The organism is Saccharophagus degradans 2-40 (assembly GCF_000013665.1).
Lineage (GTDB): Bacteria > Pseudomonadota > Gammaproteobacteria > Pseudomonadales > Cellvibrionaceae > Saccharophagus > Saccharophagus degradans.
The window spans coordinates 5,017,404-5,038,273 of sequence record NC_007912.1 but is presented as its reverse complement, the minus strand read 5'-3'; the positions used below and the strand labels follow the sequence as shown (position 1 = coordinate 5,038,273).

Annotated in this window: 18 protein-coding genes; 6 read left to right on the top strand and 12 right to left on the bottom strand. The window is 44.8% G+C overall.

Translation table 11 applies throughout. The features are described 5' to 3' along the window. Positions 1 to 9: 9 nt before the first annotated feature. Positions 10 to 933, bottom strand: coding sequence for a GGDEF domain-containing protein (locus SDE_RS20910; protein WP_011470471.1), 924 nt, complete (start codon positions 931 to 933; stop codon positions 10 to 12). A gap of 310 nt (positions 934 to 1,243) precedes the next feature. On the opposite strand from SDE_RS20910, the gene SDE_RS20905 reads away from it, so the two are divergent. Beyond that, a complete protein-coding gene (locus SDE_RS20905) occupies positions 1,244 to 4,162 on the top strand; it encodes a TonB-dependent receptor (protein WP_011470470.1) in 2,919 nt (972 codons plus the stop codon). Positions 4,163 to 4,315: 153 nt separating this feature from the next. Then, a complete protein-coding gene (locus tag SDE_RS20900; RefSeq protein WP_049762744.1) occupies positions 4,316 to 6,352 on the top strand; it encodes a phytase in 2,037 nt (678 codons plus the stop codon). Between the two features lie 95 nt (positions 6,353 to 6,447). On the opposite strand, the gene SDE_RS20895 is transcribed toward SDE_RS20900, so the two are convergent. The 8 genes from SDE_RS20895 to msrP all read right to left on the bottom strand — a co-directional run bounded on the left by SDE_RS20895 (position 6,448) and on the right by msrP (position 12,256). Continuing rightward, on the bottom strand, positions 6,448 to 7,332 hold the full coding sequence (locus tag SDE_RS20895; RefSeq protein WP_011470468.1) for a hypothetical protein: 885 nt from the start codon (positions 7,330 to 7,332) through the stop codon (positions 6,448 to 6,450). Positions 7,333 to 7,447: 115 nt separating this feature from the next. Further along, the gene (locus tag SDE_RS20890) at positions 7,448 to 8,245 is read right to left on the bottom strand and encodes a GNAT family N-acetyltransferase (RefSeq protein ID WP_011470467.1); all 798 of its coding nucleotides are present in this window, start codon (positions 8,243 to 8,245) and stop codon (positions 7,448 to 7,450) included. A 4-nt stretch (positions 8,246 to 8,249) separates the two neighbouring features. Then, complete coding sequence (locus tag SDE_RS20885; protein WP_041324974.1) at positions 8,250 to 8,708, bottom strand: DMT family transporter; 459 nt, start codon at positions 8,706 to 8,708, stop codon at positions 8,250 to 8,252. Positions 8,709 to 8,826: 118 nt separating this feature from the next. Continuing rightward, positions 8,827 to 9,444, bottom strand: coding sequence for a Crp/Fnr family transcriptional regulator (locus tag SDE_RS20880; RefSeq protein WP_011470465.1), 618 nt, complete (start codon positions 9,442 to 9,444; stop codon positions 8,827 to 8,829). Further along, entirely contained in the window at positions 9,419 to 9,484 is a 66-nt protein-coding gene (locus SDE_RS23250; protein ID WP_369126226.1) for a hypothetical protein, read from the bottom strand. The genes SDE_RS20880 and SDE_RS23250 overlap by 26 nt, the downstream gene beginning before the upstream one ends. A gap of 173 nt (positions 9,485 to 9,657) precedes the next feature. Beyond that, positions 9,658 to 10,428: an SGNH/GDSL hydrolase family protein gene (locus SDE_RS20875; RefSeq protein ID WP_011470464.1), complete on the bottom strand. Its 771-nt coding sequence runs from the start codon at positions 10,426 to 10,428 to the stop codon at positions 9,658 to 9,660. Positions 10,429 to 10,661: 233 nt separating this feature from the next. Next, the gene (gene msrQ, locus SDE_RS20870; RefSeq protein WP_041324972.1) at positions 10,662 to 11,255 is read right to left on the bottom strand and encodes a protein-methionine-sulfoxide reductase heme-binding subunit MsrQ; all 594 of its coding nucleotides are present in this window, start codon (positions 11,253 to 11,255) and stop codon (positions 10,662 to 10,664) included. Then, positions 11,255 to 12,256: a protein-methionine-sulfoxide reductase catalytic subunit MsrP gene (gene msrP, locus SDE_RS20865; protein WP_011470462.1), complete on the bottom strand. Its 1,002-nt coding sequence runs from the start codon at positions 12,254 to 12,256 to the stop codon at positions 11,255 to 11,257. Before msrP ends, msrQ begins: the two co-directional genes overlap by 1 nt. Before the next feature lie 545 nt (positions 12,257 to 12,801). On the opposite strand from msrP, the gene SDE_RS20860 reads away from it, so the two are divergent. From SDE_RS20860 to SDE_RS20850, 3 genes are all read left to right on the top strand, one after another. Next, positions 12,802 to 14,583, top strand: a complete 1,782-nt coding sequence (locus SDE_RS20860) for a hypothetical protein (protein WP_011470461.1) — start codon at positions 12,802 to 12,804, stop codon at positions 14,581 to 14,583. A gap of 524 nt (positions 14,584 to 15,107) precedes the next feature. Further along, positions 15,108 to 15,353: a type II toxin-antitoxin system CcdA family antitoxin gene (locus tag SDE_RS20855; RefSeq protein ID WP_011470460.1), complete on the top strand. Its 246-nt coding sequence runs from the start codon at positions 15,108 to 15,110 to the stop codon at positions 15,351 to 15,353. Continuing rightward, positions 15,353 to 15,670 (top strand): CcdB family protein, encoded by a 318-nt coding sequence (locus SDE_RS20850; protein ID WP_011470459.1) that lies wholly within the window; start codon positions 15,353 to 15,355, stop codon positions 15,668 to 15,670. Before SDE_RS20855 ends, SDE_RS20850 begins: the two co-directional genes overlap by 1 nt. Before the next feature lie 104 nt (positions 15,671 to 15,774). Here SDE_RS20850 and SDE_RS23160 read toward each other — a convergent pair whose 3' ends face one another. The 3 genes from SDE_RS23160 to SDE_RS20835 all read right to left on the bottom strand — a co-directional run bounded on the left by SDE_RS23160 (position 15,775) and on the right by SDE_RS20835 (position 19,007). After that, positions 15,775 to 16,932, bottom strand: coding sequence for a hypothetical protein (locus SDE_RS23160; protein WP_011470458.1), 1,158 nt, complete (start codon positions 16,930 to 16,932; stop codon positions 15,775 to 15,777). Between the two features lie 322 nt (positions 16,933 to 17,254). Beyond that, a complete protein-coding gene (locus SDE_RS20840; protein WP_049762743.1) occupies positions 17,255 to 18,337 on the bottom strand; it encodes a formylglycine-generating enzyme family protein in 1,083 nt (360 codons plus the stop codon). Between the two features lie 205 nt (positions 18,338 to 18,542). Next, on the bottom strand, positions 18,543 to 19,007 hold the full coding sequence (locus SDE_RS20835; protein ID WP_011470456.1) for a DUF2846 domain-containing protein: 465 nt from the start codon (positions 19,005 to 19,007) through the stop codon (positions 18,543 to 18,545). Between the two features lie 724 nt (positions 19,008 to 19,731). On the opposite strand from SDE_RS20835, the gene SDE_RS20825 reads away from it, so the two are divergent. Beyond that, positions 19,732 to 20,817, top strand: a complete 1,086-nt coding sequence (locus SDE_RS20825) for a hypothetical protein (protein ID WP_041324970.1) — start codon at positions 19,732 to 19,734, stop codon at positions 20,815 to 20,817. The last annotated feature ends 53 nt before the right edge of the window (positions 20,818 to 20,870 follow it).

Sequence of the window (20,870 nt, the reverse complement as noted above, 5' to 3'; positions counted from 1 at the left end):
ATAGCTATGCTAAAGGGCAACATAGGTTGTGGCATTGGCATCTTTTGCTATGCGCAGCGCGTGCTTAGCGCGGTCTATAAGTTTTTCTAAATTAGTATCGCGCGCATAGGCAATACCGGCTGTTGCATTTAAATACACCCGTTCGCCGCCCTTTGTGCGGTGGGCAAAGTGTAATATGGCATTCACTAACTCAATAGCAATAATCTCTGCTTCGTGTTCACGTGTATTCGCAAGCAGTATGGCGAACCTATCGCCCGCGTAACGGCAAATTAAATCGTCGTCACGCAAGTTCAACATAAGCAATTCAGATACAGCATATAAAGCGCGATCGCCTTCGCTATTACCGTAGCGTTTGTTTACTTGATTAAACTCGTTTAAATCTAATAGTAAAAGAGTGACGGGTACGTTGCGTTGATGGGTGTGCTGCAAGGCATTGTGTAAATATTCCTTTAAATAGGTAATAGATGCTAACGAGGTAATAGCATCCACCCATTGGTGGTGGCGGAACAGTTTTTCGCGCTTGCGCAGTTGTTGGTTTACTACTATTTGCTCTTGGCGCCAGTAAAAAATCCCCACTGTGAGCAGTGTCATACCTAAGGGTAAGCAGGCCGATTCGATTAAGCTTTGCCAAAACGGCATAGCATGCATATTAAAAATCTCATCGAGAAAGTCCTGTAGCATTGCTGAAAATACAGCCAGTAACCCCGCAACTAATAAGTTGGTTACCCTACCCTTTGGGCGGCTGGCCAATACTAAAACTGACCAAAATAAAATCACGGCCGCAGCTGCGCCCTCGCCTACTATATCTAGCCATTCGAACTGCGCGAAGGGTTTAAGGGGGGCAAGCATTGCCAATGTAAGTATTTGCAGGTAGATCCAAGTGGTACCCGCAATAAGCCAGTGCTTGTGATAATGCATTTGGGTGCGAAGCATAATTAACCTATGGCAAGAGCCTTTGTTGCAAACTTATGAAGAGATTGTGACAGCAATAAATGACAGAAAAATAACAGCAGGTCTTTTTAGCTCAATAAAGCCAACGATAAAGCGCGGTTGCAACTACCTCGCGTTAAAACACCGTTGCAGCATTAGAATTGCGAACTTCTCTGCCCCAGTCTGCAAAGCTCAAAGGCGTTTAATAAACGCTAAATGGCGTTATTGTGCGCCGCAGTGTTAACAAAACTGCCACATATACCCACTAAGGTCTGCGCAAATCATTTAATCGCTCACCGAATAGGGTCTACAGATGCGCGCTAAAAAAACGCCTTTGGCTAGCTTTTTACAAGCTTCCTTACAAAAACTTAATGCAACCACCACACACGCAGCAGCCATAGGTGCTGTAACGTTATTAAGCCAAACGGCGTTTGCCGATGGCAGTGTTAGCGGTAAGTTGTCCGATAAAAGTGGCAGCTACGGTATAGAAGGTGCGTTAGTTACAGTTAAAGAATTGAATGTACAAACCAGTACTAACCGCGATGGTCGATACAACTTGCCTTCACTGCCCAATGGCGAGTACACCCTAGAGTTAAGTTATGTGGGTGCCGATACTCAAACACGCGCCATTGCCATTACCGATAACGCCATTTTGGTGGAACACTTTACTCTGTCTTCAAACGCTACCGAGCACGTATTGGTAATTGGTGAAGCGGCGAGTTTAAACAAAGCGCTTAACAAACAGCGTGCGTCTAACAATATTGTTAGCATTGTAAATGCCGATGCGATAGGTAATTACCCAGATGCAAACACCTCTGAAGCCTTGCAGCGCTTGCCCGGTGTATCAGTAGAAAACGATCAAGGCGAAGGCCGCTACGTGCGCATTCGCGGCTTGGGAGCCAATTTTAACTCGGTAACCATTAACGGTAGCAAGGTGCCCTCCCCTAATGCGGGTGAGCGCGCAGTAGCGTTAGATACCGTACCGTCAGAGTTGTTGGAATCGCTCGAGGTAACAAAAACCCTCACACCAGATATGGATGCCGACTCGTTAGGCGGCACCATTAACGTAAAAAGCTTAAGCGCATTCGATCGCGATGGCCGCTTTTATAAAGCAACGCTAGAAACCAACTTTGATGAACACACATCACAAGCCAGCCCCAAATTATCGTTAACCGCTAGCGACCTTTTTAGTATTGGCGATGGCGCAGATAATTTTGGTGTTGCGGGTGCGCTTAGCTGGTATGAACGCAAGTTCGGTTCCGACAACGTAGAAACAGGCGGCGCGTGGGACGTTGCCGACAATGCCGCAGACACCCGCCTAGAAGAATTCGAACAAAGAGATTACACCATTAGCCGCGAACGCCTAGGCGCATCGCTTAATTTCGATTACCAAGCTAACGATGTAACTAACTTATTCTTACGCACCCTTTACTCCGAATATACCGATGCCGAAGAGCGCCAAGCCAACGTGATAGAAATGTATCAGTTCGAGCGCGACGACTTGGGCGACATTGTGCTGGATGACGAAGGCGATGAAGAAACCAACGACGGTATACCTGCTAGTGAAACCGGCGCAGCGACCATTGCCAGAGAGCTAAAAGATCGCACCGAAACCATGAAAATTAAATCGTTGGTGTTAGGCGGTAAAAGCGAGTGGGATACGTGGGTAATAGATTACAAGCTGGGTGCAAGCCAATCTAGCGAGCACACGCCATTTCATATTGATGGTGCGGTATTTGAAGCCGACTTCGAAGAAGGTATAGGTTACAGCGCGGCTAAACAAATTTACTTGCATGCGCCTGCCGAAGTATATGCTGCAGAGAACTACGAGCTAGATGAAATAGCTACCGCACAACAAATTACCAAAGACAAAGAAAACAATATTCAGCTAGATATTACTAAGCGCTTACAGTTGGCAGGCAACCCCCTTGCATTAAAGTGGGGGGCAAAACTAAGCCAGCGCGAAAAAACCAGTGACGAAGAAGTATGGGCATATTCAAACCTAGACGAAGTAGGCTTTACCGATGAGCAACTATTGTTAAGTAACTACGTAGCAACTAATAGTGGCGAAGCCCAAATAGACTACCAGTTTGGGCCTATGGGCCAAGCTATTGCAAGTCGCCCCCTGCTAAATGCCATTAGCCCACTGGATAAAAGCGAATATCACGAAGAAATAGATTCAGCCATAGCGGATTTTACCGTTAACGAAGATATTTCAGCCGCGTATGTAATGGGTACCCTAGATGTAGATAAACTGCGTATTCTTGCTGGTGTGCGTGTAGAGCAAACAGATTTTACCGCCGCCGGTATGCACTACAATGAATACGAAGATGAAGGCGCTGAAATTGAAGAGCTAACGGCAGCCTCTTTTAACAACGATTACAGCCATACATTACCTTCACTGCACCTACGCTATCTAATTGGCGAAAAAGTACAATTGCGCGCAGCTTGGACCAATGCCGTTGTGCGGCCAACCTTCGAACAACTAAGCCCAGCAAAAGTGCGCGAAGGCGACGAAGTGGAATTTGGCAACCCACTACTTAAACCACTAGAAGCCTCGAACCTAGATATTGGTATTGAATACTACGGCGGTTTTGCTAGCTACTTTTCTGCGTTTGTATTCAGTAAAGATATAGAAAACTTTGCGTACGCCATAGACCTAGGCGCCACTGCAGATGCAAGCCTTGTAGGCCCTGGCGAAATATCTGAAGCTAACACTTTTAAAAATGGCGATAGCGCCACCCTTACAGGTTTGGAGCTAGCCGCGAGTAAACAATTTTCGGAACTACCCGCCCCGTGGGATGGCTTTTTAGTAAGCGCCAACGCTACTTGGACCAGCTCTGAAGCGACTATCGAGTATTTAGATGACGAACTGTTTGCGCAGCGCGACATACACTTGCCATCGCAATCTGATTTTTCCGGTAACTTTGCTATTGGTTATGAAACAGAAAAATTCAGCTTACGTGTAGCGGCAAACTATAAAAGTGAATATCTGTTAGAAGTAAGTGACCCCGCCGATGCACAGGGCGATGCTTGGGTAGATGCACAAACAGGTATCGACTTTCTAGCGCGTTGGTATGCCAGCGAAAAAGTACAGGTATTTGTGCAGGGTGTTAACCTAGGCGACCAAGGTTACTATGTGTATAGCGGCGAAGGCCAAAAAGATTACAACTTCCAATACGAAGAGTATGGCCCAAGTTTTAGACTAGGCGTAACAATTACTGATTTTTAAGTGGCTGTTTATAAACAATAGTTAATAAAACATAACCAGCAAATTAATTAATCACATTGCTAAAAGGCGCCCTGTAAGTACGAGGGTGCTTTTTGCTACATCGCTTAAACAATGTGTTCTTGCTTTATAAGCGTGAACGATTGGGAGAAAACAGTGAACCATCAACACAATAAAAACCATACAACTACAAAGAACTTAGTGCGCCGCAGTACTTCCATTGCACTTATATGTGCAATTACTGGCCTATTGGGTTGCAACAGCACAAGCCAAAAAACACTTTACGATACAACGGATAACCAACCCTTGTATGCGCAGAACGCCAGCGTATCGGTTAGTAATATTAAAGCGGGTAATAAACTTAGTGGGCTAGCGGTAGTAACCCACAAGGGCCGCCAAGTAATGGCGATAGCATCAGAAAAAACAGGTATAATCCTTGCGGCTATTAATAGCGATAGCCAAGCACTTAACACACAGGTAATTAGCCAATTAAAAGGCAGCTATGAGCTACTTGATAGCAGGCAAACAAGTCAGCGCCAATGGCTAATTACAGCCGATGCGCAAACTGGGCAGCCGGTAATATTCAGTGCAACACAAGATAGCGATTTAATGTCTGCAACTGCAACAGCACTGCGAGAGACGCGTTTTCAAACCGATGCGCTGTGTTTGTATTTAGATAAGCAAAATAATTTGTTCGCATTTATGCTCGATGGCTACGGCGGTGGCGAAATGCGCTGGTTGTGGGATGCACGCAAAGATTCACTGGTAGATATTACCGTTAAACAGCTTAGTTTGCCGCCGGGGTCTGAATCTTGTGCCGTAGATGATGCAAGCGCAGCGCTATTGGTTGCGGAAGAAGAGTTTGGTGTGTGGCAATACCCCGCAGAGCCAGAAGGCGCTTGGCAGCGCCACTTAGTTGCTGCAGTAAAACCTTGGGGCAAAGTACAAGCAAGCCCTATAGGTGTAAAAGCCATTGCGCCCTACCACTTTGCCTTGTTTAGTGAGCAAGGTGCGGCAGTGTATCGTTTAAATAATAAAGGTACGCATGCGGAAGTAGTTGCTCTGGGTAAATTAAACGCGCAAGAAATAGCAGATGTAGTATGGCTAAACGATAAACTACTCCTACTCGATGAAGCGGAAGATGCTATTGTTAGCGCACCCTTAGCCGCTAAAAAAATAGAAAAGTCTATTGCCACTGCTAAACAGCAATTGGCCCCACTACCTGCGGTTTACCCCACAGTAACAGCCAAAGCGCAAACCCCCGCAATGCAAAGGCGCGGTGATGCAGCAGATGACCCAGCTATATGGGTGCACCCAACCCATCCAGAAAAAAGCTTGGTTTTGGGTACCAATAAAAAATGGGGTTTATTTGTTTACGACTTACAAGGCAACGAAACACAGGCTATAGCTACCGGCCATATTAATAATGTTGATATTCGCCAAGGCGTACGTTTAGCGCCTAACCAAAAAGCGCAAGATATTGCCATTGCCAGCAACCGTAGCGACAACACGTTAACGGTATATACGCTTAACAACGGCCATGTAAAACAAGTGGCAAATATTGCCACTGGGTTAAATGATGTCTACGGCGTGTGTTTATATGCACCTAACAAGCAAGCATTGTATGCGTTTATTAACGATAAAGACGGCCGCTTTAAGCAGTACCAATTAATCGAAAATACGGCGGGTATAGATGCAAACTTGGTGCGTGAATTCCATTTAGATAGTCAGCCAGAAGCGTGTGTTGCCAACGATGCAACCGGCGAGCTATTTATCGGTGAAGAAGATGCCGGTGTGTGGTTATTCGACGCCAACCCAACAGCAAGTATTAGCGGCCGCTTAATAGCCGCGGTGGGTGATGTGTTGGTGGCCGATGTAGAAGGCTTAGGTTTAATAAACAATGCATTGGGTAATTATTTGGTTGTTTCTAGCCAAGGTGATAATAGCTACGCTATTTACCAAGCAGAGGCGCCTTACAATTACGTAGGTTCCTTCCGCGTGGGCTTAAACAGTGACAACCAAATAGATGGCACATCGGAAACCGACGGCATAGCTATAACCGGTGCAGCATTAGGGGAACACTACCCGCAGGGCCTATTAGTTATTCAAGATGGCTTTAACCTAATGCCTAGTCAGCCGCAAAACTTTAAATATGTAAGTTGGCAAGATGTAATCACCGAGTTGGCTAAATAGCAGCAGCACTAAACGGGCCTACGATATAGTAGGCCCAATATAAGTAGTAGCCCCATATAAATCGGCGCAATGGAGTAAGGTTAACCTAGCGAGAGCTATATTTTATTAATGGGAATTATATAGTTTTGGTAAGTGCTATCTATAAAACGTAAATCGGGGTTTTCTAAATCAATAATGGTACGTTTTTCTAATTGAACGTAATCGATATAGTCTTTATACAGCGATTGGTAGTAAGCGTGCGCCGATCCATCTTCAAGGGCGCGCTTTAAGCCCAACGCAATACGCTTAATTGCCGCTTTATTTTTTTTATTGGTGTAGAAAAATCGAGGTAAGTTGTAGCGCAATACAAAACTCGTATTTAGTGCCAAAGGAAAGTCGCGACCAAATTTTTTCATTTCCCAACCTGGCTCGGTAATACCTCGGCAAAAAAAGTCGAACCTGCCTTTATCGGTCATGCTAAATAAACTTTTATTGTATTGCACTTCGGTTACGTTAATGTTGTTTGCACGAATAATTTTTATATCAGGCCAATTTATCCCCTGCCCTATGGTGTATTTTTGCAATTCTGCAAGCGTAGTAACCTTATTGCTTTCTTGTAAAAACTCCGGCGCTACAAAGCACACCCTATAGCCCATGCCGCCAAACTCAGCGGGGTATGGCGCGTATATAAGGTCTTCTTGGTAGCTGTCGCTATAGGTAAACTTAACAATAAAATTTTTATACTCATCACTATTAGCAATTAAATGCATGCGCTTGATAGATAAATTGGGTATTTCTATAAGTTGGTAAGGGCCATATTCGGCAACGGTTTTATCTAGTGCCATTTTCAACAGGTTGTGGGCATAGGTGCGACGCCCATCTTCGTTTTTTTCTTTGGCTGGAGTATAAAACACGGTCGTTTGCTGCGCGCTAACCCCGCCACACAAGCAAGTGAGTATTAGCGGGCAAACAACCAATAAGTAAGATAAAACGGCACGCATGAAGAGTCTCTAAATAGGGTTATTGCTTAATAATAGACCAAATTTAGAGCACAATATTAGAACGTAAATACAACGGGCCGCTGCAGGCAGAGCATTGCCGTGTTTTCTCGGCCATTTAGCTTAATACGACGTTTTTTATTAAAAACTGCGCGTTAAAACCAAGTTGCTTATATAGCGGCTCGCCCGCGGCAGATGCTTGCAACACCGCGTGCCGAGCTTTTTGTTGCACCGCATAGCTTAATACAAACTGCATGATAGCCTTTGCCCACCCTTGCCCCTGTTGTGTGGGCAACACCCCTACCTGATGAATACCAGCGGTATGCCCTGTTAACAGTACCAGTGCAGTAGCAACTGGCACAGCGTTTTTGTACGCAAGAATAAGCAACGCATTGGGCTGCTCTAAAAGCTGTTGTGCATTCGCTATAGCCACGTTGTAGCCAAACGCCGCGCTGGCTACTGCGCACCATGCTTTAAGGCTGGGTTGAGTGGTTACCGTTTTAAAATTAAGCTCGGGCGGGTAACCTTTTGTGTTTGGTTTAAAATTCTCTAAGGCCAACACCATGGCCTGTTGCATAAACTCTGGCCCATTAAACGTGCACGTTGCTAACGCCGTCGCGACTGGGCTATTGTGCAATAAATGTGGGTATAGCGGCAGCACAGTGCCTTTTGGTAACTGTTGTATGGCTGCAACGAGTTCGCCGTTACTATCGCTTGTTGTATTTGGCGATGGGTGTGGCTCATTTATGTCAAACCAAGCGCGGTGCGGCCAGCCCGTATTGCGCCAAAGCGTCAACCCATTTTGTTTGTGCACAAGCTTACTGCCGTAAGTGTGCCACAGGGTTTTAAGGTTATGTAAATTGGCTTCTTCCAGTAAAAGAGCATTGGGTGTAGCTACCGCATTGTGTGTTTGCATTTATCTACACCCAATTAATTAGCACTATGCCGCCCACAAGGGCGAACATGCCGCAAGCTTTGGTGGCGGTAATAGTGGCTTGCGGTAAACCAAACCAACCGAAATGGCTAGCAACAATAGCAATAACTATTTGCCCTGTAAGGGCGTAGCTCATTAACGACCCTACTCCCATTTTTGGGATTAAAAAATAAAACATACCCACACCAAATGCGCTAAGTAACCCGCCACTAAACCACATATAAATGGGCACGCTTTTAATGAGGTGTAAGGGCGGATAATACCGTGTGGTAATAAGTACCATTGCAACGGCACACAAAGCAGCGCAACTAAAGGCTACGCTGGTAGCTATAAGTGGGTGGTGAATAAGTACCCCAAGCTTGGCGTTAAGGCTGGCTTGCACAGCAATAGCAGCCCCAGCTAACAGCGCAAGCATGGCGGGTAAAATAGCGATGGTATGTTGCATAAGGTTGCCTTCAGTTGTGAACACAAACACCAAAATACAAGGTGTTCACCACTAAAGCATTTACATAGGTTGATAAATAGCGTGAAAAATAGTTCGATAAAGTGGTTGATAAAAAGCGTTAAACCAATAATTTTTTACGTATGCGGCTTAATTGGGTGGGGGTTATACCAAGGTGGGAGGCAATATGGTACTGCGGTAAGCGCTGCGCCAGTGCGTTATTATTTTCTACAAACTGTGCATAGCGTTCGCTCGCATCCTGTTGCACTATTTCTACTTCGCGGGCATCTTTGGCGAGCAGCCAATTTTTTTCTAAGTAGTAAATATGAAATAGTTTTAGGTCATCGGCTTGCAGCAATAGCTCGCGGTAGCCTTTAAAATCTATTTCTATAACTACGCTTTGCTCAATGGCTTGATAACAATAAAGCGAAGGCGTTTGGGTTAACAGCGATGTCATGGCGCCGGGGAACATGGCTTCGGTAAAAAAGTGCTTATTGTATTCACTGCCCTTTTCATCGGTAATAAATACGCGCACCAAACCACTCACCACAAACGCAAAACTTTTAGGAATAGTCCCCACAGGGTAAAGAGTTTGGTTTTTATCTAGCCGAGCTAAACTGCAAAGCTGTTGCATAGCTAGCCACGTACTTTGGCTAAGCGGCTGGTAAGCCTCTATTGCCGTTTTAAGTTGGCTTAGGGCTTGCTGTTTGTGGTTAGCCAAAGAAGTAAGCATTTTCATCTTTAATAACTAGTTCGGTAAATGCTTCTAGGCTTTTCACCTCGGGTTGTGGTGGGTACTTGTGCCATTTTAAATCACTTTTTCGCAGCGTTTTATTTCGAATTCACTTATTGCCATTGTAATCTAAATAATTAATAGGTTTTTAGTGGGTTTGTTAGTGTACAGCGCCCTAGCAGATTTACTAGGGCGTGCGCCAATAATACGTTGTGTTGTTTATTGCAGCAAAGGTTTGAGCGCGTTAAACCAATTTAGCCCCATACGCTCGGCACCGGCTTCGCCTGGGTGAACACAATCGGGCGCCTGTTTGGGGTCCGAATTGGTCCATAAATCGGCCACGTAAATGGGCGATTGCTGTGTGCTATTTGCGCGCGCCCAAGCGGGTACGGCTTGTACAAGCATTTCGGCGTTGCGGTAGCTGCCCATATTGTCGCAGTTGTCGGTAATAATTTTATGAATTTGCGCCACAACTATTACCACATGCGGGTTTTGCGCGCGCATTTTTTTTACAAGCTTGGTGTAGTTGTCGGTTACGTAACTTACCGATGTGCTGCCGCCCCATACATCGTTCACGCCTAGCTGCAGCATAACCATATCGGGTTTGTTATCTTGCATTAGCTTGGTAATACCGGCGAATTTTTTGTCGGCAAAGCAATTGGGTAGCGAAAATTCGTGGTCCAAAAAGTTTGCAGTGGTAGAGCAACTTACCGCGCTGTGCATAACATTACCGCCGCAATCGTCGCTATAGCTGCCTACAAATTGGTAGTTGGTTATGCCCGCGTTGGTTAAGTTGGCTTTGAGGTGTTTTTTGTAACAGCCCGGCCCTGCAGAAATAGAGTCGCCCACAATCATTATGCGCGGTGTGGTTACATACTCTGGAAAGGTGGTATTGCGCGTAGCTGGGTCTGCCATTTTTACCGGTGCGCTGCCGCAGCCAGCTATTAGGGAAAGTGTAAGGCTTGCGCCTAAAAAGAAGGGTTTTAGCATTGTAGATACCTTGTTGTGTGAGTATCCCTTCTCTGGTTGTTGATCTTGCTTTCAATTGTTAATAGCTAATCTATATTAGCGAGTTATCTATAATTGGTGAACAGATATGTAGATGAAGTATAGCGGCTTTTGGGTTTGGCTTAGGTGGTTATGTTTGCCGGTTTTATTTGCTAGTTATAGTTGTAAATTTTAGTTGCAAATTAGAGTTCTCAAACCTTAGTGTGCAGGCCTACTTACCAAGGCACCATATTGCGCTTTCTAGGCCATAAAAGCACTAATGCTATGGCTGCGTATACTGCGGGCTCTACCCAGCCGCTTTTTACCGACCAATAAAAGTGTAAACAGGCCAGCACGGCAACCCAATATACGCCGCGGTGCAGTTGGCGCCAGCGTTTACCCATTGTGCGCATTAATACAGGTATAGAGGTAATCGCCAGCGCTAGCAATATAAGCCATGCAATAAAACCCACCACAATATAGGTGCGTTTAACCAGCTCTTCGCCTATTAGGCCCCACATTAACGCTAAATCTAAGCCCATCCACGCGGCAAAATGTAAGCTCACCCAAGTAAAGCACCACAGCCCCAGTGGGCGACGCAATTTTATAAGCGGGCCGAGCTTAAATTTTTTCACCAATGGTGTAATTAGCAGCGAAAGCAGTAATAAGCGTAGCCCACCCAAACCTAAATAGTGGATAAGTTCTTTTACCGGGTCGCCCCCTAACAAGCCCTTGGGCACGGCGTAAAACAACCACAACAGTGGTAGTAACGCGAAGATGTGCACGCACATTTGTAAAAAAGGAGCAAGGCGCTTTAGTTTGCTTTGCATTAGTAGAATTTCTTTAAATCCATACCTGTGTATAACGAGGCAACCTGCTCGCCATAGCCGTTAAAAGGCAAGGTTGGTTGGCGTTTAACGCTAAGCGCGCCTGCACCTATAAACCGCTCAGTAGCTTGCGACCAGCGCGGGTGATCTACGGCGGGGTTAACGTTGGCGTAAAAGCCGTATTCGCCGCTGGCGAGTAAATTCCACGTAGTTGGTGGCATTTTCTCTACTAATTTAATTTTTACTATGGATTTAATACCCTTAAAGCCGTATTTCCAAGGCACGACTAAGCGGATGGGGGCGCCGTTTTGCGGGGCGAGTGTTTTGCCGTATAAGCCCACACTTAACAGGGTTAAAGGGTGCATGGCTTCATCCATGCGCAAGCCCTCTACATAGGGGTAATCTATACCGCCGCCAAGCCTGCGACTTTTTTGGCCGGGAAACTGTTCCGGGTCGTACAGGGTTTCGAAAGCAACGTATTTGGCGCGGCTGGTTGGCTCGAACTGCTGTAAAAACTTGCCTAACTCGAAACCAATCCACGGAATCACCATCGACCAGGCTTCAACGCAGCGCATGCGGTAGATACGCTCTTCCAAGCCGGCTTTTTGCATCCACTGCCACACATCTACCGTGCCGGGTTTACCCACTTCGCCCTCTACCTTTAAGGTCCAAGGCTCTACTTGCATGCCCTGCCCGTTGTTGGCTGGGTCGGTTTTGGCGGTGCCAAATTCGTAGAAGTTATTGTGGGTCATCACCTTTTGTTCTGGGGTGAGTATTAAATCTGGCTTGGGGTGTTGGGTTTTATAGGCCAGCGGCTTGCGCTGGAAGATAGGGCTTTTTGCCTCGTCGTCACCGCCAAATAAATCAAAAACACCCGCCTGAGCAGGCATAGCTGCCATCGCGCCACCAAACCCCAGCGCCTTTAATAACCCGCGGCGATTAAGGTAGGTACTTTCATCTGTTACGAATTGCTCGCCTAGCAAACCCAAGTTTTTGTTAGCCATCTTTAAATACCGGTCTAATCAGTTATTGAAACGTGCTGTGTTGTCTTTCATCTTAGGGTATTTGACCGCATCGGCCCAACTTTAGCGCCCTAATTAAGCCAAATGTTATGAAAATGTTATAGGTTGAGTTGGGCGTGGGGATGGTCTAAACAAGGTGAAATACAGTAAATAGTGTTCGCGTAGAATAAATTAATTATAGGAAACTCTGATTAACCCCAATTGCTTTTTGCGAGAGCCAAAACGTCCAGTCGCAAGGCGTTCTTCGCGGCTAATGGTCTTAGTCCTTAGTAAGAACAACAACGAAGCGGATGGACGTTTTTGCCACGCCCTACGGGGCTTTCAGGCATTCTCGTCCTCGTTGTTATTGTATTTCGACAGACAACCACTATGCCTCGATAAAATGCCTAGAGGACAAAAATGCCTGAAAGCCAAAAAGCGGTTGGGGTTAATCAGAGGTTCCTATATATTGTATGTTTTTTAGGCATTTGGAGGTAACAGCCTTCTGGGTTGTCTATAAAAAAACAAATCATCCAAGGTGAACCAAAGTGTACAAACAGAGTGTGTTTAGAAAAATTGCCATATTTGTAGTGGCGTGTGTTTTATCCGGCTGTGGAGGCGGCGGAGGCACAGCCACTTCGAGCGGCGGTGGTTCAAGCACTGGTTCCAGTTCCAGCTCCACTAGTGGTGGCAACTCTAATAGTTCGCTAACGGTTTCGCTCAGCCCAAGCAGTATTAATCATCAAGCTTCAGTTGCAGGTGAGGTTCAAGTATTGTTTGTTACGGGCACTGCCAGCGGTGATCTCGGTGTATCAACCCTATATGTTGGTGCAGATGCGGATGTTGAAACATTTAGGTCTATTACCTTCTATCAAGACACCGATAGTGTGAGTGCTCAAATAGAAACCCACGAAACCCTGTGGGGCGGCACATATACGGGCAACATTTCTATATATCTTTGTAGCGACGCCAACTGTAACAACCATTTAGCAAATTCGCCCTTAACCTTGCCGTATAACATTGTTATTCCGAAATCAGGTTTCCGTATGGAACCGATAAACTACAGCAACACCACAGTAGTAGACTACGATAGAGAGTTTGTGGCGATTAACGCGGAATCGGGTACGGCAGGTGTTGCTGTGCAGTATAAAACTGAGCTTTCGGCGTCGCTTGGTGAATTAGTATTCCCAGATCAAATGTTAGCTGACTTCCAAATTACCAATGCCAGTGAAGAAGGTTTTACATTAACAACCCCTACCCTAGCGGACGGATCTTATACGTTTAATTACACGTTGGGTTTTACAAATTCTGAAAACACCATTCCTTTTACCGTTTACTATTTAGTGGGTAGAGAAGGTGGTGCGAATAACCAATTTATTTTCTTTGAAGACCCAATAGAAATAGATGCTTTGTACGGCTCACCAAATAATAATCATTCTACGCGTTATTTAATTACTGGTGAAAATCGCGATATTTTAGATTACAAAGAATTTACAGTTGAATATATAGATGGTGCCGATTGGTTAGGTTGGCCGAGTGGCTCTGACGATTATTTACATTTAGATCTCAGTACCGAAAATTTACCTTTAGGCACATATCGAGCGCGCATTCACGGGTCTACTTTTTACACGCAAGTTACGGGTAGCGTTGATGTAATTGTTAATGTGGTAGATGGCTTTGATATTTTTAATCAGTTTAACGAAGTACGATTCGACCAATACTTATATAGCAATGAAACTAGATCTGCATATGTAGACAATAGCCGCCAAGCACAAGGTGAATGGACAGCAAGCACCACTACTCCTTGGATAACACTGCTAAATACGAGCGGTAATTTTCTTACCCCCGAAGAACGAGAAAACTACTGGGGGGATAGCTCTGTTGAATACACTTTTAACGTAGAAGGTATTGCGGCGTTGCCCAATAATAGCACTGGTACAGGTACTATAACGTTCTCTAGCGAAGATGCGCGCTTCCCAGATAAAAGTATCGAAATAAACTACGTAAAAGAATTTCCCCAAATAACAGCGCTTTCCCAAACGCAAGTTGTAGCGGGGCAACCTTTTAGTTTAACCGCGCAAGGTATTAACTTAGGAATAATTGCCCACGAAGGGGTTGGGTTGCGCGAAGGCGATAATCAATATTTGTATGAAGCCTATTTCACGGTAGATGAAGCTACGCTAACGCAAGAAAGTGTAATACTTACCCATCCTGGTATTGCTCAACCCGGCGTGTATGAAATAGTAATAAATCATACTGCGAATCGTGATAGCTCATATCAGCAGGCCTATGTGCCTCGCGTATCTATTACGGTAGTAGAAGCAGAGTAACAAGAGTAACACCCTAGCAAAAGCCCGATAAGCCACGCGCTATCGGGCGCACACCACTAAAATATTATTTAATCAAAGGTTACTATAATCAATTACATCGCATCTACTTCGCTTTGATTAGACAGAACATGCAACCCGCCCTAAATATTTTGATGTTTTACAGCCCTCAAACTGAGTGATTTATAACTGGTTACAAAACACCGTAAGCCTGATGCTTTAAAGCGGCAGACCCAAAGGTAACCGATAAATTTCTAGTAGCGCCTTAGCAAAGCTAAGGCATCCAAAATACATCAGCGAATGAAAGCGTCGAACGTTAATTTGGGCTGACTCTCAATAGGTGTTTAGTACAGTTACCGCTAAGCCCCTCATCAAATTATCGTCAGTAAAAACATTCAAAATAGTTTTTTTAGCTCTATGGGTTAAACCAAGGGTTGTGGTGAGTTATTGTTCTTTGACAGGTCTGGTCATATAGGTGTTAAATGTTTTACTATGCGCATAGATATACGCATAAATGAGGTGTTTATATGGACCCCCTGTACGATACCGAAGCCCCCAAAAAGCCAACAAACCTCAGTGTAAACAGTGACTTGCTGGCAAAAACGCGCGCCTTAAACATAAACCTTTCAGCCACATTAGAACAAGCCTTAAAGCAGCAGTTGGCTCAAGCCGAAGCCACAAAATGGGCAAAAAAGAACAAAGCGGCCATTAAAGCATACAACTCCTTCGTAGAGGAGAATGGCTGCTTTGCTGACGAATACAGGGCTTTTTAATGGCTCAATATGACGTATACCGTAACCCCAGCAAGCAGAGCAAAAAACACTACCCGTACCTGCTTGATATTCAAAGCCCCTACATTTCGGAAATTGCAACTCGGATAGTTATTCCCTTGAGTTATGCTGCTTCATTTAAAAATGAGGCAATGACAAACCTTACACCAGAAATTTCCTTTGAAGACGAACAGCTTCTTCTATTAACACCACAAATTTCTTCCATTCCAGTAAATATTTTAAGCAATCCCGTTGGCTCTCTTTCGCATTTTAGAGAACAAATTATCAATGCCTTGGACTTCGCAATTACGGGTATTTAATAGCCTAGCTCACTTGCAACCTTTGCGGAGAGCATTTGTGTAAAATGGAGCGCAGCGACACACAAAAACGAACGTAGCAATATGTGTCGGCATGCAGCAACTTGTTAGCCATTTGATGGTGCTGGAACCCAAGTTAAATTCAGATCAACATGGAATTCGTTGGGCCTTATTTTTGCTTGGTCTGCTATATTCAAAACATTGGAACCTGTATCAATTGCGAGTAGTTCACCGTTTGTAAATTGAATGAATAACGCTTCACTTTGGTGAATCTGTACGTGATCCTCTCGCAAGCCAAACCACACTTTTTCAACTGTTTTACCAACCATTTGGGTAGCTTGGCAGATCGAGTAATCGGATTCTATGCCGCCATCAACAATCTTTGGTAAATACTGCATCATTTCCTGCCTGCTTAGTTCATGTGTTGCAGAAACATTGAATTCTTGCTCGATAAGATTTAGCAACAGTTCAAATGACTCGACGGCCCGCTCTAAATCACGATTAAAGAGGCCGAAGGCATCACATGATTTTGCAGAAATTCTTACACCGTGACTACTATTGCCACGCTCAGTGCTTATTAGACTTAAAAGTTTGTGCAACTGAGATTCTTTATCGAACTCTGTGAATACATGACGCAACAAAGTCGGTGGTTTCATATTTTCTGCTTCTAGTATATTTCTTTGACGTTTTTCAGCCAGAGCGAGTAAACATCTTTTAGACAAACCATCAACGAGAAAACCGTATAAATTCTTATGTGAATCCTCATAAGAGTGAGTATTCTGAGAACTAGGGTATGTAACAGAACTATTTGGGACTTTGGAATATAAAGGATGTCCAGTGAGAGCTTTACAGCAAGCATTGATTTTCTCGATTACTGCTGTAAGGCGCTTTCTAGCCCCATTTTTCACTCCCCAGCTACCCTGAATATTTCTATCAAACCACATGGTAAACCGCTCGTCTGAATCTGCTAAAGCATCATCTTTAACAATAAATGGTGACCATTTCTTTTGCTCTAAGGGCGCAGCGTTAGCCAAGTCTGGGATAAAAACAGCCAAGCACAGTCCTCCATCAGACTTTGCGTGATACCCGAATCTAATACGGATGTACTCATCAAGCTTCCCAGAAGTATCAAGCTCTTCAAAATATTCTGCGGATGTTTTTAGCTCACCTTCAAAGTAGTCAGTGTCTATGGTGTATTTATGAGGGTTCGAGCTATATAGAGATAGAACATCTGCCTCAAAATATCCGATGACTCTCTGTGTCATGATTTCTCCGTGTTGGCTAACGCCGCCCACAGGGGCCGTAGTGGAGGTGAATGTTTTGTGCAAGCGTAGCGAAAAGCACAAAACAAGCGCCGGAACGTATTTATAACATGACTGTCACGTTTTCCTCGCCAGATCTAGCGCGCTTGCGACTTTAACCGGCCAAGCACGGACATTGGAGCAATGCGGTATCCAGAACACTAAGTCAACACTTAGGACTGGCGAAGTGTCTACTCTTCTAGGGATACTCGGAAAAGATCAATAAGGCCAGAGTTGTTGATTTTGCGCCGTATTAACTTTTCCGAAAAGCCAGATCTCTTTGGCTTTAAGGCAAATCCTGTGCAAGCCGAAAACCCATCAGACTATAGCGCATGGCTGGGTTGTTGATAAAACGGAAAGCGACACGCAGATCCCCTCTGTGGAAGTACCAGGAACCCCCGCGCGCAACCCGGTTGGCACAATCACCTCCATTTTCTTCCTCCCACGCCTCTCCGTTCACCGGTGCGTCAATGTAATTGTCATGCCAGCAGTCTTCTGTCCACTCCCAGACATTGCCGTGCATATCGTGTAAACCAAAGGCATTGGCTTGAAAGCTGCCGACAGGGGCCGTGAACACATAACCATCATCGCAGGTGACCCATTCGGGCCACGCGTGACCCTTTGGCAGAGCAGTCTGGTCGCCGATATTTCCATAGCGGCACATGGCGGTCACATCGGTGCCATGGCTGTATGTGGTGCTGCTTCCGGCCCGTGCGGCGTACTCCCATTCCGCTTCCGTAGGCAGGCGATATGCCCGCTCATCGGGCGGCAAGTGGGTTTCGTTGAACCAAGTGATGTAGGCCAAGGCATCCTGCTGGCTCACACACAGTACCGGATGCGCGTCGCTGCCCTGCTCCAACCCATAAAGTGTCGCGTTGCGCCAGTTCTGGTTCGCCGACCAGCCCCAATTACCGTTGCCATCATCACGCACATCGAGAGTAAGGCAGCCCCTGTCCGCCTCCACCTCTGCTTGAGTGAGGTAACCCGTCGCATCCACAAATGCTCTGAATTGGCCACGCGTGACTTCATGTTTGCCCATGGCAAAGACCTTGGCCAGGGTCACCTTAAGCTGCGGGCCCTCGGCTTCGCTGCGCCCCTCTTCGGAAGCTGGGCTGCCCATCAGAAAACTGCCCGCCGGCACCACGATCATTTCCGGGCAATTGTCGCAGGCCCTATACGCAGTACCTGCCACCTGCTGTGTTCTGTCGGATGTGGAAGAGGTGTAAGACTCCTGCTCCGCACAGGCGCTCAACACCAAGCAAGCACTGACAAACAATAAAGAAAAGCGATTGCGGATACGCATGACAAAGGACTCCTTGAGTTCGAAAAAATTGCGACGAAGCTGCTCTTCCCCATAGAAAGTAGACATTCCCAAGATGGCCAGTGTCTGTAGCGCTTTTGACTTTATCCGGCCAAAAGCGTACCTCAAAGTGTCTACTTTTCTTGGGGAACTTGGATGCTTAACACCAAGCTCACCTGCAGTTTTTGCGGAGAGCAATTGTGTAAAATGGAGCTACGCGACATACACAATTGAGCGTAGCAAAAAATGTCAGGTGCAGATTTTTGTTAAATTACTACGGAACAAGCTTTGTTTTTACAATCTCTTCTTCAGCCACACTACTATCGACGATATTGAATACCGTTGTGCCAGAGATATCTGCGGTACCGACCCCGCCTATTATAATTGGAGAAGCTCCTGCATCAGAAAAATCCATCCTAAGATAGTAAACTTTACCTGCAACAACATTTATATTTTTGTCCATCACATCCAAGCCCCAATTAAAATGTTTCTTAGGACTAATCAAATGCGTACCCGGCGAGAGAGATATGTGGCTATAAGATCCATTATGCATTCTGAACGCCTTTACGCCATTAATATATACATCAGGGCCTCCCCCACCTTGAAAGAACCGAGAGGGCCTGTAAAAATATACTAGAGCTTTATCCGCAGACGAAAACTCTTGCTGCGTAAAAGCTGGACCAAGTGAAGCACAGCCAGATAATGTAAGAAAAATTATTGCGATATATAAAGCTTTCATATCTCTCCTAGAAATTTAACAATTTTAATATATGTCGCTGGCATATACAGCCATATGTTTAATTATGGCCATTATGGGTATATTTAGTTGGTAAATCTATCGGGGAGTTCGGGAAAAGAAGGTTAAAGCGCCACAAAGCCTAGGCCAGCGTTTAGGCATCTCTCGGCGGCACTTTCATCTACCCTCCCTTTCTAACCAAGTTGTGTTACTCGATCGTAACAATAGAGCTACAACTTAGGTTTAGCGCAACTTGGATATAAATTTAATGTAGTTTTATCTTTTTATGTGCGTAGCTATTGGCGCTATACACTTACAACCCCGTTTAACCGCACTATGTATCGGCGTAAACGCCGTATCAACTTTTCTTGCACTGTTAACCATTTGGCTAGCTATAGTAACTAAGCGTGTCTCAAATTCGTTTCGCCAAAGTACTTGGCGTGAAATAGAAGCGAAAAGCGCTAGCCAAACTGATTTCGGGGTGATTTTTTATCTGTTAGATGGCGTAGTATTCAAAGCCGATTATTAAATAAAAACGATGATGCAGGCAGTTACGATGGCTTTAATTTAGGGGTGGGTTATAATTTTTAATTGCGCGTATAATTGTTTAAAAAAGCCTGATGGCGCTTTGCTTATCAGGCCTACTTTACTAACGGCGCTAACAGCTGTTAATGAGTTTACCAAGCTGTTTTTAGCCAATAATGGATAGATATATTAAGGATCACCCGTGAAAACACATTTTATTTTTTGTCTCGCCCTAGTTGCGCTAATGTTAAGTGCATGCGGCGGGAGTAATTCTAACCCGTCGCCACGCTATAACGACAATACAAGGGATTTAACCTTTGCCGAAAAATACCCATTATTTGACGATGTTGTTTTAACTAACAGCGAGCTCTCCTATTACGATGCAGATACCTACCAACCAGTAGCGGCGAGTTCGAATAGTTTAGTTGGCACTTGGTTGGTGGTTGACCAAAGCATTTACACTATTGATGGCTATTGGATTTACGACCAGTTAGATGTGCGTAATTTAACGCGCAAATTGGTAAGTATTATTCAGGCTGACGACGATAGCTACTGGATGGTAACGTCAAACAGAGAAGCCGAGGTGTTTACCATAGTGCGCGAAAATTCAGCAATATATATGCAATACCCTGTTTACGGTATGAATGGATATGCTGAAGGCGAACTTGTGGATAATAATCGCATAAACGCGAGTTTGCGCAGTTATGACCCTCTAGCCGTTACGGCGAGTGACATTAGCTTTATTAAAATAAGCAATACACCTACTTTAGGTGGGCTGCTAACCGGTAATACGCAAACTGTGGGTGAAATGAGCTTTAACTTTATAAATAATTTTTTGAACGAAGTAAGAGGCGAAATAAGTGCCGCGCCTGTTCATTACTTTGAAGATGGTTTTGAAGAAGCTATTTACTATAACGATGGTGAAATAGTTAGGCACCTAGAAACAGAGCTAGTAATTGTTAGTGCAATGGCAGAGAATTTTGACGAGTTTATAGCAAACCCATCAGATAACGACGACTGGCAGAAGATGTGGAGTAATACCTATTACTACTGGAATGATTACTCGATAATTTCCAACGAATTAACCTCTCAACATAATGCTTTTATTCGTGGTGATTTACATCGATATTACTTTGATGCGAGTTTAGTAAGCCAACAAACAAGCGTTAACGGCCTTAGCATTTTCTACCAAAATCAACTCGCCGATCAATCGGATTATACCGATGATGAAACACCGCTATTTACAGCGAGTATGGATATAGAGGTGAATTTTTCTAGCTTGCAATAAAAAGCGAAGCTAAGCGGCTGTTAGTGACAACATTTGTGCGTTAACAGCCGTTG

What these genes read in the sequence shown, in the direction of transcription:
- SDE_RS20910 (WP_011470471.1), bottom strand. Translation starts at nt 933, where the DNA reads ATGCTTCGCACCCAAATGCATTATCACAAGCACTGGCTTATTGCGGGT.
- SDE_RS20905 (WP_011470470.1), top strand. Translation starts at nt 1,244, where the DNA reads ATGCGCGCTAAAAAAACGCCTTTGGCTAGCTTTTTACAAGCTTCCTTA.
- SDE_RS20895 (WP_011470468.1), bottom strand. Translation starts at nt 7,332, where the DNA reads ATGCGTGCCGTTTTATCTTACTTATTGGTTGTTTGCCCGCTAATACTC.
- SDE_RS20890 (WP_011470467.1), bottom strand. Translation starts at nt 8,245, where the DNA reads ATGCAAACACACAATGCGGTAGCTACACCCAATGCTCTTTTACTGGAA.
- SDE_RS20885 (WP_041324974.1), bottom strand. Translation starts at nt 8,708, where the DNA reads ATGCAACATACCATCGCTATTTTACCCGCCATGCTTGCGCTGTTAGCT.
- SDE_RS20880 (WP_011470465.1), bottom strand. Translation starts at nt 9,444, where the DNA reads ATGAAAATGCTTACTTCTTTGGCTAACCACAAACAGCAAGCCCTAAGC.
- SDE_RS20875 (WP_011470464.1), bottom strand. Translation starts at nt 10,428, where the DNA reads ATGCTAAAACCCTTCTTTTTAGGCGCAAGCCTTACACTTTCCCTAATA.
- msrQ (WP_041324972.1), bottom strand. Translation starts at nt 11,255, where the DNA reads ATGCAAAGCAAACTAAAGCGCCTTGCTCCTTTTTTACAAATGTGCGTG.
- msrP (WP_011470462.1), bottom strand. Translation starts at nt 12,256, where the DNA reads ATGGCTAACAAAAACTTGGGTTTGCTAGGCGAGCAATTCGTAACAGAT.
- SDE_RS20855 (WP_011470460.1), top strand. Translation starts at nt 15,108, where the DNA reads ATGGACCCCCTGTACGATACCGAAGCCCCCAAAAAGCCAACAAACCTC.
- SDE_RS20850 (WP_011470459.1), top strand. Translation starts at nt 15,353, where the DNA reads ATGGCTCAATATGACGTATACCGTAACCCCAGCAAGCAGAGCAAAAAA.
- SDE_RS23160 (WP_011470458.1), bottom strand. Translation starts at nt 16,932, where the DNA reads ATGACACAGAGAGTCATCGGATATTTTGAGGCAGATGTTCTATCTCTA.
- SDE_RS20840 (WP_049762743.1), bottom strand. Translation starts at nt 18,337, where the DNA reads ATGTCTACTTTCTATGGGGAAGAGCAGCTTCGTCGCAATTTTTTCGAA.
- SDE_RS20835 (WP_011470456.1), bottom strand. Translation starts at nt 19,007, where the DNA reads ATGAAAGCTTTATATATCGCAATAATTTTTCTTACATTATCTGGCTGT.